This window comes from Mesorhizobium sp. WSM4816 (genome assembly GCF_055811535.1).
This window is the reverse complement of record NZ_JBVVQR010000060.1, coordinates 1-12,756: the sequence shown is the minus strand read 5'-3', so window position 1 is coordinate 12,756 and position 12,756 is coordinate 1. Positions and strand designations below refer to the sequence as shown.

Sequence of the window (12,756 nt, the reverse complement as noted above, 5' to 3'; positions counted from 1 at the left end):
CCCCGCGGCGCCCCCACCCCCCCCCCCCCCCGCCCCTCCCCCCCCCCCCCATGCCCAAACAACCCTTCTCCTTCCCCCTCCCCCTCCCCCCCCCACACTTCCCTACCCCCCCGGCCCCTCCCCCCCCCCCCCCCGATAAGCTTCCAGTCTCTGATCACCATTCAACTTCATGATCCAAACATGCTCCAATATAACGGTCAACGGCCCCCTCGCTTGGTTGGCATACCTCGCAAGTCCTAAGCCGGAACCATTTGTGAACTTTCTTGATTTCGTGACAAATCCGGAGGCAAATCTCCTGACAATCCGCGGGATCCGCGATTGGTAGTGAGGAATGGACGGGAATTTCGGCTATGCGGTATCAGCGTTAGCGGACTTCAGCGTTTCAAAGGTGCTTCGCGTCGACGAGAGACATAGGATCAGATTTCCTCCTCGAACCACTTCTCCATCACGCCATTGTTCACCTCGCCAGAAGCGCATACCGAAGCCGAGATTGCGACCAGCATGCCCGGCTGGCGCGTTACCTCGTCCGAGCCGTTCGGTATGCTTGATGCCTGCATCGGCTGCCAGTTTCGACAGCCAGATTGAACTAGCGTCGTCATAGCCTCGGTTCTTCTGGTGCGCTGGTCTTCTCGGGCACCCGGAAGACCCAGTAGTGCGCGTCCTCCTCGGCGACGTATCTGCCGTTCCTGAGACACTGTGCCGATACAAGAACGCCCTCATCCTGCAGACGCCGTATTTCGCCTTCGAAGGCTGTGGTCTCCGCATAGCTCTTGCGAGTGCTTGCAACGACGAAGCCATTCGGGCGGGTGACGCGAGCCAGCTCGCGCAGCCCAGCCGGTCCGACATGTCCGAGCGTGAAGACACCGCAGCAGACGGTTAGGTCATAGGTCGCGCTGGCGTGGTCGGAGAGCGGCCCGTTAAGGTCAACGTTGCCTCGGGCATGCCGGTAGGCGCCGGTCTGCCGGGCCTTTTCGGCCATCTCTTCGGAGAGATCGAACCCGTCAATCAATCGGAAGCCGAGGCGTTCCAGTTCCACACCGACGAGCCCCGTCCCGCAGCCAGCGTCCAGGATTGCGATCTCATTTCGCGGCCCGGCCAAATAGGCCGTCTGCAGGGCGCCTGACAGTTCTGCCACGATCATCGGCCCGCAGTACCCGATGCGGGCCTGATCCAGATCGAAGGCACTCGCCCATCCGCGATACAAGTGGGTCAGGCGTGCAGCGTCACCATCAAGGCCATGGGAGACCTTCATGCGTTCTCGTGCGGCTTGCTCCGGTGCTGTCTGCTTATCCAGGGTGTTCATGTTAGTTCCTCCTTGTGAAGGCAGATAGGTGCGGCACTGCCTCATGGGCGCGCAATGGCCGCGACTGAAACCACGAACCGAGTCGGTGCCACGACGCGCAGCATGGTTGTTGCCCATGCGAGGCGTCTGGACACAAGGTAATCTGCCTACTGCCGGTGCTGCAGACGTTACCCACGATTAGTCATCGACACTCCCCAAATGGCACCAGAAAAGCGATCTGGTAAGACACTGTAACCAGTGGCATGCGGGAAAAAAAGGCGATTTTTGAAAATTAATCGTTACATAATGTTACAATTCGGAGATATTTAACGTACTTCGGCTCCCTTTTGTATTAATACCTGACATACATCGGCAATAATACTGACACAGGCCCCCAATACGAATTGCCATTAAACCAGAGGCAAATGTTCCGGGATCCCAGGGATTTATTTACTTTGCCGGCGCTTGATCTGCACGTTTTGTCGCTGACCTGCCACTGAACTTTCATCCAGTGGCGATTAGAGCCTCGGCCGTTTCTGTTACGCCGTATAGCGCGGTTTGAGCAACCGGCGGAGACGCGAAGCCTTCATTGAGCGCAGCGTCGGAGCCGGTTGCGGCGAGGGTTCCGGCGAAGGCCGCCGGGGTCTGGTAGCCGAGCGAGGAATGGGGCCTCGCGGTGTTGAAGTCCTGCCTCCATTCGGCAATGGCACTGCGGGCGTGGTCGAGGCCGAAGAACAGGCTCTCGTTCAACAGTTCGTCGCGCATTCGGCCGTTGAAGGATTCGACGTAGCCATTTTGCATCGGCTTGCCCGGCGCGATGTAGTGCCATTCGACGCGATGATCCTTCGACCAGGCGAGGATGGCGTTCGAGGTGAACTCTGTGCCGTGGTCGGAAACGTTCATGTCCGGCTTGCCGCGCCAGGCGATCAGGTCAGTCAGTTCCCGAGCAACGCGCCGACCGGAGATCGACGTGTCCGGGATCGCGGCAAGGCATTCGCGCGTCACGTCGTCGACTATGTTCAGCACCCGGAACCGCCGCCCGCAGGCGAACTGGTCATGGACGAAGTCCAGCGACCAGCGCGCGTTCGGCTTCGCCTCAACCAGAATCGGCGCCCGCGTGCCGACCGCTCGTCGCCGTGCCCGGCGCTTGCGCACCGTCAGGCCCTCCTCGCGGTAGAGCCGGTAGATGCGATTGATCCCTGATGGCTCGCCCTCTCGCTGGAGCAGAATGAACAGGCGTCGATAGCCGAAGCGGCGGCGCTCGTTGGCGAGGTCGCGTAACCTTGTGCGCAGCTCCGTCTCCGGCGGACGCCGGGACCGATAGCGGACCATCTTGCGATCGGCACCGACGAAGGAACAGGCCCGACGCTCCGACACGCCCATGACGGCCTGCAGATGCGCGACGGCTTCGCGCTTGGCGGCGGGCCCTACCATTTTTTTGAAAGAAGCTCGCGCAGTGCCGACGCTTCGAGCATCTGGTCGGCGAGCAGCTTCTTCAGCTTCGCGTTCTCGTCTTCCAAGGCTTTCAGCCGTTTGGCATCGGAGACGTCCATCCCGCCATATTTCGCCTTCCAGTTATACAGCGTCGCCTCGGAGATCCCATGCTTGCGCGCCAGGTCGCCCGCCTTTGCTCCCGCCTCATGCTCACCCAGAACCGCGATGATCTGCTCTTCCGTAAACCGCTTTCTCTTCATCAGTCCGTCCTTCAATCGAGGCCGGACTCTAATCTCAGATGGAGGAAATTACCCGTGGCAGGTCAATGACGACAAACCTTTACTCGCTTTGAACAACTTACCTCCGCGTCATAGGTTTCGCAATTGCAGGTGATCATAGCTGAAAGACGTCTGACACAAGGGCTTATTCTGAAAAGAATAGGGGAGTCTCCATATCGAGGCCGACGCGATGGTACGCCGAGCGCCAAAGCATGAATTTAAGTCAAGAGCAACGTCAGGCGCAAAATGATTGACAATAACAATAAGCACGTGGTGACATAGATATTACTGCTTTTTGATGCCTTTTTACACTTCAACAATTCCGAGCTTTATCGCTGTTATTGCAGCGACAATTCTAATCCTAGCATTCAACTTCTTCATCAACTTTTTTACATGGAAATTGACCGTATTCTCCAAGATACCTAGAATTTTCCCTATTTACCAGGACGATTTACCTCTTGCGACCCACAAAACACACTCCCTCTCTCTTAAAGAAAGTTTAGAGACGGCACCGAAGTCACTCGGGTTCTTTGCAACCCTCTGATGAAAATGAAAAGCCGCAAGTTGCAAGTAGGCAACTGCTCTATTTTGAAATTCGCGGTCCCGTGGTTGAGCAAAGCTCATAATTGCAAAGCTGCAATGCGGACCGTGCAGTGGAACGCTAACCCCTGATCTTAACCAGAATGTCGCAGCCTCGTCAAAAACGCGCCGTTCGTCTTCGGTTGTGCCTGCGTCGTTGTATATGTCACTCCATCTAAAGGCGCCTACCCGTTTTAGACCCGTCTTGACGATGGGATCTATCTTGTCATAGCCCATTTTTAGATAGCGCTCTTGCCATTCATCAGGATAGTTCAACAAAACCGCTGGATCGTGTCGGACTGGCTTTAGAAGTATATCGCCGGCTATGAGCGGGACATAGGCGATCCACCGGCAATCAAAACTCAAGGCAAAAACAGATAACAGGTCAAACAACTGCTCGGATTTAGTCACACCATCAGTACGGACGAGAAATCGGCCGAACTCGACCGCAAACGCCTCCTTGGCTGCCTTCGAAAAATGTATCGACGAGACCAAAGAAAATCGGTCGGACACTCTCGATGCCAGCCCACGATTTTGAGAGACCACAGTTGTCGGCGAGCGCTCCATGGTCTCTCCTCCGCAGAGATTCGCACTTGATATTCAGTGGTGCATAGCCATACAAGTTCCGGCTGTAAGCCTGCGGCTCCGCGGGTCGCCGCCGACGGGCCAGCATCGCAAAAGCTATATCACATCATCGCGATGGCTTACGTTTTAGTATGCCAAATTTAGATTGCGAAAGATTTTATGGTGCTTACCTTTCTGACACAGTACGTCAATTCACCCGCGCACCTCTACCTGTCTCGCGAAGAGGCCGGAACCCGGACATCGGCGTCACGCTCGGTTGCAGGAGCTATCCCGCCGCGACTGTTGAAGAGAGGCGAAAACGCCGCGTGTGCGATCTGGCGGGCATTTTCTCGCGTCTTGTGAGTACCGATCAGAGGATACTGCCTGCCCAAGAGGCCGCACCAGCTTGAGGCAGCGAGCCTGGCTTAACTGTCTGCAACTGCACTCCTGCTCATGTGAGAGGGCGTGGCGACGTGTCGGTCAACTGAAAAGAAGCTTCCACGGGGGCCGACTGCCCCCGCGGACGCGCCCTGGCCGCAATCGCGTTTGGTAATGCGGAGGCAATACCGCAGGATGCCAATCAGCGCTTAAGCCTCGACTTCGTCTCCAGACACACTGATCGATGGGCGAGATTTCGCATCCTTTTGCGTCATCGACGGCTCAGCGCAAGTGTCTGGTTGCCGTCCCAGACAATACCCTCTCTGGCGACCGGATCGTTCACGAGCTCGATCAACCGCCGCAGGATTCATTCGTTCGTGGATCTGGCGATTGCGGCTACTGGCCGAATATGAGGCACTGTTAGGAGGCAGTTGGTGATGACGGCGGGGGATCACGAGATGTTGGTCGCAATGCTCGAGCGGCTGAAGCTGACCGCGATCCGGGAGCCGGATCCGGGATCAGCTCGATAAGCTGCTGGACGAAGCGGCGTGTTCGCAAATGACCTTGCGCGAGGCTTTGGCCTTCCTGGTGGCGCGAGATCGCGCGGCGCGACGAGCAGCGCATCTCCACGCCAGGCAAGATCGCGCAGTTGCCGTTTGTGCGCGAACTCGATGGCTTCGACTTCGACGGATTCGTTTCGAACTCTGCTCAGCTCGGGTAACCCTCGCGATGGGTCGATCAGCAAATCTCCAGCGCGATCGCTTTTTGCGCAAGCCCCGCACGATACGTTTGCGGCAGTTTCGATGGTGATCCGGCTGCCGGTCCGGCCAAAGGCATAGGCACCGGCGTAAATCGGGTTGGTAATGTGATGCAAGGTGTTGTAGACAGGTAGCTTCCAGACGATCGTCCGCCCAGCCGCGCGGGTGTAGTTGACGGTCGGCAGCATGATTCCTTCATGGCGTAGCGATAGATGCACCTGGCGAATGCTCTGCAATCTGCAAAGCGCGTGAAGACGAGCGTGATCGCTTCGCGCACGCGCAGATCGGGGGTCTATCTCCATGCGGTGATTGCCCGCCTTCACGTAGCGCCGCGCCTTTTCTTTAGCGCTTCGAGCGAGCGGGCGCAGGGTCGAGAGCTCAAATTCGCTCATCTTGCCCTTCACGCCGTGCAACAGCCGGTCATTGGGATATCATAAATGCCGCCCTCATCGATGATGTTGTAACGACCAAGCCGCAAAACTCGATCAATGTGTGCCAGTCCCGCCCATTGCGCGCCAGGCTTGACGTCGATCGCCAGCACCGCACCACCCGCCCTTGGCAGATCGCTGCAAGCAGCTTCTCAAAGCCGGGGCGCGCGACGCCGGATCCGGAGCGACCGAGATGATCGTCGATGACGATCACGATCTCCCAGCCAAGCGCCCGCGCCCGGTCGGCGAGACCGTATTGGCGATGCCGACTCTCCGGGTTGTTGACAAGCTGATCGGCTGTGGACTGGCGAATATAGACATAGGCATCGCGCGCCAGATGCTCAGGCGTGATGATCCGCCTCCCTAGCCTTCTTCGCCGCTCCCCTCAGCAGCGCCTCGATCAATGGCAGAAGGCACTAACGGATGTCGCTCGGAAGTTCCCTCGGCGCGGTCTGCGGTGCAAACAGATGCGATTGGGCGGAAAAGCTGCCTTTGCTATCTGTTCTTCCAGCTTGTGTCGCGGTCTTATGAGCGGGGATCGATCCTAATCACATCCAACCGCTCGGTGGGCGAATGGGGCAGCGTGTTTGGCGATCCCGTGGTGGCAACCGTGATCCTTGATCGCCTGCCCATTCGACAGTGATCACCGTCCGCGGCAATGGGCCTCGCGAGAAGCGTCGTTCCGGGCTATTGCAGAAGGCCCGCTCGAGACCGCCGGTCGTCAAAGCGGTTGCAACAGATCCGTCAGGTAAATTTATAGAAACTTTGCGACCACGGGATCGCTGACGATGGTACGTTCACTCCAAGGTTTGACGCGTCAGGCACGACTGAAAGAGCTTCCGCCGATGTACGCTGGGACCGCCCGCAACACGCAATGTTGGAGTCAACGGCCAATGGAAAAAAGAGCGCGCTCATCCTGCACTTGAAGGTGCAAAGATAATGGTCCGCTATACTCCAGGTTGCCCAGCGTCTTGGTCTCTTCATCCAATTACCCTGACGGCTGATCCAGCTCAATACGACTATCTTGCGGCGGAAGGCACCTGCCGCGAGCGATCTGAACTCGCACTGCCGCTATTGTCAATCTTCTTATACGGAGAACACCATGTTCGTGCGCCGCCTGCAAGATGTTGAAGCCACCGACCACTTCGTTGAGTGGGGTAGTGGTACCAGCCACCGTCTGCTGACGGAAAAGGACGGAATGGGCTTTACCGTCTGTCACACGGTAGTGCGCGCCAACACCATCTCACTGCTCCAGTATCGCAACCATCTGGAGGCCTGCTATTGTATTGCTGGGGAGGGCGAGGTCGAGGACATGGACGGCAATGTCTTTCCAATTCGCAAAGGCGACATTTACGTGCTAGACAAGCATGATAAGCATTATTTGCGTGGGGGCCGGGACAAGGACCTGGTCCTTGTCAGCATCTTTAATCCGCCGCTCAAGGGCACCGAGCGCCACAACCTCAATGACGGTTCAGGCTCAGCCTATTGAAGACAGAAGAAAACCGCAGGTTTGTGAGAACTCGGTCCAAAACTTAGCCGATTGCGGCTGAGTTCGAGCTCGATCGAAGGCCAGATCAACCGCCTCAACGATCCAGCGCCAGGTGTGTGGGCGCGCTTACTGGCTCCTGCGGAGCCGACCGCGGCAGCCGCTTGACCTATTCTAGCTCGTGCGTTTGGTCAGCCGGCCACGCGGAAGCTCACGGCCGCCTGGCAATTACTTTTGCCTTACGCCGCAAACGCAACGATGGAGCGATAGCATCAACTCCTCAAGCCTCGCGCGCATCGCATCGAGGAAACGACGAGCGTCGCCCTCGTGCTCGAAGCCGACGATTACATCATCGGCATAGCGCACGATGATCATATCGCCGGTGGCCACGCATGCACAACACGATTGGATGCGACTTGCCCATGGCGCTTCTCGTCCATGGGCAAACTGGATCATAAATCGAACCGCACAAAAATCCTCTCTGGTGAGATGCGACGCTATTTAGCGTGCAAGCTTCACCGTGTAGGCAAGAGCGAACGATGAACAGCTAAAAAATCGCTAAATGCCTCCAGAAAGCTTTTCGCTTCGACCTCACCGAAGGGGAGCGAGAGAGAGAGAAGGCCGCGTGGCGTCACATAGAAGCCGCGCAGAAGCATCTCCACGTGCCAGAGCTCCAGCCACCGTACATCTCTTTCCTCAAGTTGCGCCGGTGTCTCAACTACGCCACCGACAAAATGCAGATTCATCAGCGAGCCTCGGCCGAGAACTGTGGCGGCAACCGCGTGGCGCTCCAGAGCGGTGTTCATCTCGCTTCGCAACCAGTCGCCTGTGGCGTTTACTCTTCGGCTTGCTTCTTCAGTCAGAACTTTCGTGAACCCAGCCAATCCCGCAGCCATGCTTAGGACGTTATTGTTGAAGGTGCCGCTGTGCGACAACGAATTGGGCAGCGCAGGATCAAAGCGATCCATGATGGAAGCCTTGCCGCCGAAAGCGCCGAAACTTGCGCCGCCGCCGAGATACTTTCCAAGCGTGACCATGTCGGGAAGGATGCCGAGTTCACCGTGCAACGCTCTATAGCTTAGGCGTGACGTTTGCACCTCGTCGAAGATCAAGATGACACCGAGTTCCGCCGCCAGATCCCGGATACGCGGAAGGAATGTTGGCTTGGCGACAATGCAGCCTCCGGCTCCCAACATTGGCTCCAGGATGATCGCAGCGAGGTCCTTGGCATGCTGTCGCATAATCATCTCTACGCCGGCCTCGTCGTTGTAGTCGGCCAACACAAATGGGAAAGGCAAATTGAGCGGTGAGCCACCGTGTGCAAAAGTCATCACGCCGCCATGATAGCTTTCTTTAAAAGCCAGAATCTTGGTTCGGCCCGTAATGGCACGCGCGGTTGTCAATGCCATGATGTTAGCTTCCGTGCCGGAGTTGCAGAAGCGCACGCGTTCAATTGCCGGGAAGCGGTCTACAATAGCGGCGCCATACTGCGCCTCGTAACGGTTTGGCCCGCCGAGCATGACGCCGTCCCTAATGGCATCAATCATGGCCTCAGCTATGGTTAGGTCGGAATGTCCGTACAGTCCCGCAGTGTATTCCGACACGAGATCCACATATGGGTGGCCATCAAGGTCTGTTACGTGGCAGCCATCTCCGGACACCAAGGTGAGTGGAAAAGGATTGTACCAGAGCACCGCACGGGTGTTGCCGCCTGGAAGTGACTGCTTGGCGTCTGTATGGCGGGCCAAGCTTTTAGGATTGAGGTCGACAAATCGCTGCCGTGCGTCGTCGAGTACGGAGCTGAGATCTGCATTTTGTTTGAACGAACCCGCAGTGGCTGACATTTCGTTAGAAACTCCTATCCAGAAAGGTTGCAATTAAGATCTCAACTAGGCCGCATTTACGCGCCGCGCCTTTATGCTGATCTATTGTCCGCTAGCTGTAATGGGCGCTTGCCGCCGAACCCACATCCGATACTGCTATCTTCCGTGTTCCCGCAGGTCCGAAAAGGTCAACAGCTCGCTGACGGTCCCGGGACGAAAATCGGAACATGTTAGCACCCTTTATTATTCAATGTTACGCGCTTTGTGTGAGCTTGCCGGCATTTGCGCCATTTGATTTTAATCTTACCCAAACTGGCGAAAAGATAGATTATCGAATTAACCTATTCATTGTTCGAATAAGCAGACGAATGGTCACCACGGCGCCGTTCAGCTGAGCGCTCAATGCGCGCCTCTGTGGAGAGCGACCGGCCGTTGCTGGGCCCCGGCAATGGTTCACCAAGGCAGCCTTGCGGCTGGATCGAATTCCAAGAGGTCTCCTGTTCCAGGACTCAACCTGCTGGCGACGGCGGCCATCGCGGGCCACGCGTTTCCCTCTGTCCGGTGGGGGGTGTGTCCGCGAGAAATGGAGAGCGGCGACCTGATCAGACTCTTCGACATCGCGGTTCTCGAAGAGGAAAGCCACTTCATGATCAGCAAGATTTCGCGCCAGAAGCCAGGGGCTGCCTTCTGCGCATGATGCCAACGGCTCGTCGACCCGGCCGTGCTCTGTCGCTTGCGCTTGACTCCTCGTCGGCGCGGGTGAGTTCCTCAAATCGTTGCTTGTGATCCCGGTTGCAGGGCCGCCACGTTCTTTGGAGGTGAGCCCCACGCCCGCATCAATAGCCTGCAACAACCGACGAATTTGTAGGTTGAGATCGAGTAACGCCGTCCACAGAACTGGGGTGACATTAAACAAGCGTGCACAGCGATTTCCCACAGCTTCCGCCTCCAGAATATTCCTCTCTGCACACCAGCTTGTGCCAGTCGAGGGACCCAGACCCGGTGTGCCACCAACCGAGGCTAACACACATGCTCCGTGCCCTTCAGAGGGATTCTTCTTGCACAACGTCGCCAGAGCCGAACGTCGGAACGGAGCCAAGATCTTCTCGACATAAGCATCCTTTTGAACCTGCGTCTCTCGTGCAATCACTGCACCCATCTTCGACGACGATCACCTCTTAATTGGCGCTGCCGGCGCTGGTGGGCCGGGAGGTAAGGGACCGCAGACTGTTCCGCCGATGGTCGGAAGTGGTGTGATCGACCAATTGACTAAGTCGACGGCACGCTGAAGTATCGCCGCCGTCCGAGCACCGCTGGGTGAAGCGGCAGTGACATGTCCGATACAGTCTCGGTGGTCGCCTTTCCTGACGAACGACGTCTTTGGTTTAACATACAGTCTCACCTCTGCGACACCCGGTACGGCAGCAGCCCGGCTCACGCCCTCGATGCAATCGAGGAAGCCATCGCGATCGGGGACAAGGAACCGCGTGGCCGCAGTCTGCGAATACCTTCTGCGCAAATTCCATTCGTCGCCGATGACAGACTTGATGTGCTCGGTAACGAGATCGATACCGTGCGCCAGCTGCACCAGCTGAGGATCCCAACCCGCAAGACGAGGATTGACCTCAATGACGACTGGGCCACATTTCGACCACCGAAATTCAATGTTCGTTGGCCCCCAGTCAAGGCCGAGAGCTCGCAAGCAGCTTAGAGAAACATCGGCGATTCGGTTATGTTCGTGATCGGTCAGCACGGCTGGGTAGGTGAATTCACTATAGACAAAATGCGGAGGGGGACCGAAGCGATTGCCAGTAATCCCAACGATCTCATTGCCCATTATGTGAGCAGTGTAACTGGGGCCTTGCGCGAATTCTTCAATCAGAATTTTCGGCGAAGACCGCCATGTATGCTCCCCGCCGAATAGATATGCCGTATGTTCAACCAATTCATCCACGTCTCGGCACAGTCGGACACCGCGGCTGCCGCTGCCTACGGCTGGCTTAATAATCACCGGCAGGCCGACTTCTGCGGCGGCGCTTTCAACCTCCGTCGCATTCCCTGCGAGGCGATAAGCAGGAATCGGAACGCCGGTCTTGGCCAATTGTTGACGTTGAGCGAATTTGTCGCAGCATTGTTCAATCGATGCTGGGTTCGGTCCCGGTAGATCGAAATGCCAGCAGAGCTTGCCAACTGTCGCATAGACCGCCTCGTAGGCGCTCGTAATACCAGCAATGTCATAGGTTGCACGCAGCCGGGAACATTCGTGGACCAGCGCATCGAGATTGTCTGTATCGACACGGATTGCCTTAACTCCTTTCGCCGCAAGATAGTCGTAGGCAGCTGGGTCAGCCGACAGGGTAATTGGATAAAGCCCAAGCCGCTGGGCTGCTTTCACGTATAGCAGACCATTGCTCCTTGTGCCTTCAACCAGGATGAGCGCTTTTTTTGCCATTGGCGTTGACTCTCCATTGTGTGCTCGGCCGGCGGTCCGAGGCGCAAAATCGGCGTCAGCTTTTTCAGCCGTGCCTGATCTCAGACTTGTGGCGAACTTACTCGTTGTCAGCGATATGCGGTCGTGAATATTGTGTAAATTTAGTTGAAGGATCTTGTTTGGGGTATGTCGCAAAGCTTTATTGTTAACGCGGTTTTGAACATTGCGAGATCTGTAAAAGTTTAAACTTTATCTGACAGACGGTGTGCTAGGCTGAAGCTTGAGCCGAGGCCGGGCGCTGCGAACCCTGACCACTCCGCGCCCGGCCTCGGTTCAGCTTCAGCCTGGTTGTTTGATCCCAGATTGATGGGGCATCCTTGTCCTCCGAATCAAGGGATGCGCTATGGGCCAGGTTCTTCATGGGAGCGCCACGACGACAGAGGCGGTCCGTCGAGCGATACAGCATAGTCATGTCTGGACGGCGCCCGCCCATCAACGGTTTGTCTTCGGCAATGGGACGTTCGAGGGTGCGGTCATGTCTCCGACCTGTTGTTGCAGTACTGTGACCGCTGGCCCTGATGGTGTCCGCTGATCCTTTCGCCTGATCAAGAGAACGAGCTCGAAGCTCCGACTACGTTGCAGGCTTTCGGGATATGTCCTCGTCTGTTCCCATCACGTCGATGTCACCCTCGATTCTGGACCGCAGCCTCAGCCGTTTTTTCCGTTACGCCGGCGTAGCGGCATAGTGTGCGTCATCACGCATGAGCGCGAAGGCGATGCGGGCGAGCTTGTTGGCGGTCGCCACGGCGACAAGCTTGAACGGCTTGGTCTCCATCAGGCGATCGGCCCAGCTTCTCAACGCATCGCTGCAACGTTTGCGATGGAAGAGGACCGCGTGAGCGCCGACAACGAGCAGCTTGCGCAGATATCGGTTTCCCATCTTCGAAACGCGCCCCAGCCGCTCCTTGCCGCCTGATGAACTTTGCCGGGGCGTTAGCCCGAAGAAGGCCGCGAACTCACGCGGGCCCGAGAAGGCGGAGATATCCTGGATACTTGCGGCAAGCGCAGAGGCGGTGACGGGACCGATGCCGGGAACGCTCATCAGACGGCGCGCGGTCTCATCGGCTCTGGCGAGAGCCAGAATGGTCTGATCGCTTGTCCGATCTCATGATCGAGTTCGTTCAGCCGACGCACGACAGGCAACAGCGCTGAGCGTACGATCGCCGGGATCATGTCGTGGGACTGTCAGGAATTCTGTGCGCGAGGCCATGATGATGGAAAGGAGAGAATCATCACATGGCTATCGAGAAGGAAC

The 12,756-nt window shown here is 57.1% G+C and carries 11 protein-coding genes and 2 pseudogenes; 2 read left to right on the top strand and 11 right to left on the bottom strand.

Annotated elements, in window-relative coordinates:
• Positions 1–416: 416 nt before the first annotated feature.
• From AC0L3H_RS31790 to AC0L3H_RS31755, 8 genes and pseudogenes are all read right to left on the bottom strand, one after another.
• Positions 417–557, bottom strand: a complete 141-nt coding sequence (locus tag AC0L3H_RS31790) for a hypothetical protein (RefSeq protein ID WP_473588105.1) — start codon at positions 555–557, stop codon at positions 417–419.
• Positions 558–595: 38 nt separating this feature from the next.
• Positions 596–1,303: a class I SAM-dependent DNA methyltransferase gene (locus AC0L3H_RS31785; protein ID WP_473588104.1), complete on the bottom strand. Its 708-nt coding sequence runs from the start codon at positions 1,301–1,303 to the stop codon at positions 596–598.
• Positions 1,304–1,786: 483 nt separating this feature from the next.
• Positions 1,787–2,976, bottom strand: a protein-coding gene (locus AC0L3H_RS31780) for an IS3 family transposase (protein ID WP_473588103.1) whose coding sequence is annotated in 2 segments (ribosomal slippage) — positions 1,787–2,724 and positions 2,724–2,976 — 1,191 coding nt in all. Because the reading frame shifts where the segments join, the coding sequence is not laid out codon by codon here.
• A gap of 324 nt (positions 2,977–3,300) precedes the next feature.
• A complete protein-coding gene (locus AC0L3H_RS31775) occupies positions 3,301–3,423 on the bottom strand; it encodes a LuxR C-terminal-related transcriptional regulator (RefSeq protein WP_473588108.1) in 123 nt (40 codons plus the stop codon).
• A 9-nt stretch (positions 3,424–3,432) separates the two neighbouring features.
• On the bottom strand, positions 3,433–4,140 hold the full coding sequence (locus AC0L3H_RS31770; RefSeq protein WP_473588102.1) for an autoinducer binding domain-containing protein: 708 nt from the start codon (positions 4,138–4,140) through the stop codon (positions 3,433–3,435).
• 826 nt (positions 4,141–4,966) lie between these two features.
• A complete protein-coding gene (locus AC0L3H_RS31765; protein WP_473588101.1) occupies positions 4,967–5,665 on the bottom strand; it encodes a hypothetical protein in 699 nt (232 codons plus the stop codon).
• A gap of 8 nt (positions 5,666–5,673) precedes the next feature.
• Positions 5,674–5,814: a hypothetical protein gene (locus AC0L3H_RS31760; protein ID WP_473588100.1), complete on the bottom strand. Its 141-nt coding sequence runs from the start codon at positions 5,812–5,814 to the stop codon at positions 5,674–5,676.
• Positions 5,808–6,014, bottom strand: a pseudogene (locus tag AC0L3H_RS31755) (recombinase family protein); the annotation flags it as partial. The pseudogene AC0L3H_RS31755 and the gene AC0L3H_RS31760, both read right to left, overlap by 7 nt.
• Before the next feature lie 183 nt (positions 6,015–6,197).
• Between AC0L3H_RS31755 and AC0L3H_RS31750 the strand changes: the two are divergent.
• Positions 6,198–6,487 (top strand): annotated as a pseudogene (locus tag AC0L3H_RS31750) (ATP-binding protein); the annotation flags it as partial.
• Between the two features lie 316 nt (positions 6,488–6,803).
• Complete coding sequence (locus tag AC0L3H_RS31745) at positions 6,804–7,190, top strand: ectoine synthase (protein WP_473588099.1); 387 nt, start codon at positions 6,804–6,806, stop codon at positions 7,188–7,190.
• A 512-nt stretch (positions 7,191–7,702) separates the two neighbouring features.
• Here AC0L3H_RS31745 and AC0L3H_RS31740 read toward each other — a convergent pair.
• From AC0L3H_RS31740 to AC0L3H_RS31730, 3 genes are all read right to left on the bottom strand, one after another.
• Positions 7,703–9,031, bottom strand: a complete 1,329-nt coding sequence (locus AC0L3H_RS31740; protein WP_473588098.1) for an aspartate aminotransferase family protein — start codon at positions 9,029–9,031, stop codon at positions 7,703–7,705.
• Between the two features lie 1,150 nt (positions 9,032–10,181).
• Positions 10,182–11,462, bottom strand: a complete 1,281-nt coding sequence (locus AC0L3H_RS31735) for an ATP-grasp domain-containing protein (RefSeq protein WP_473588097.1) — start codon at positions 11,460–11,462, stop codon at positions 10,182–10,184.
• A gap of 703 nt (positions 11,463–12,165) precedes the next feature.
• A complete protein-coding gene (locus AC0L3H_RS31730; protein WP_473588107.1) occupies positions 12,166–12,582 on the bottom strand; it encodes an IS110 family RNA-guided transposase in 417 nt (138 codons plus the stop codon).
• Between the last annotated feature and the right edge of the window lie 174 nt (positions 12,583–12,756).

Excerpts from the sequence above, each read along its gene's own strand:
- AC0L3H_RS31790 (WP_473588105.1), bottom strand. The coding sequence starts at position 557 with ATGCAGGCATCAAGCATACCGAACGGCTCGGACGAGGTAACGCGCCAG.
- AC0L3H_RS31785 (WP_473588104.1), bottom strand. The coding sequence starts at position 1,303 with ATGAACACCCTGGATAAGCAGACAGCACCGGAGCAAGCCGCACGAGAA.
- AC0L3H_RS31770 (WP_473588102.1), bottom strand. The coding sequence starts at position 4,140 with ATGGAGCGCTCGCCGACAACTGTGGTCTCTCAAAATCGTGGGCTGGCA.
- AC0L3H_RS31765 (WP_473588101.1), bottom strand. The coding sequence starts at position 5,665 with ATGAGCGAATTTGAGCTCTCGACCCTGCGCCCGCTCGCTCGAAGCGCT.
- AC0L3H_RS31745 (WP_473588099.1), top strand. The coding sequence starts at position 6,804 with ATGTTCGTGCGCCGCCTGCAAGATGTTGAAGCCACCGACCACTTCGTT.
- AC0L3H_RS31740 (WP_473588098.1), bottom strand. The coding sequence starts at position 9,031 with ATGTCAGCCACTGCGGGTTCGTTCAAACAAAATGCAGATCTCAGCTCC.
- AC0L3H_RS31735 (WP_473588097.1), bottom strand. The coding sequence starts at position 11,462 with ATGGCAAAAAAAGCGCTCATCCTGGTTGAAGGCACAAGGAGCAATGGT.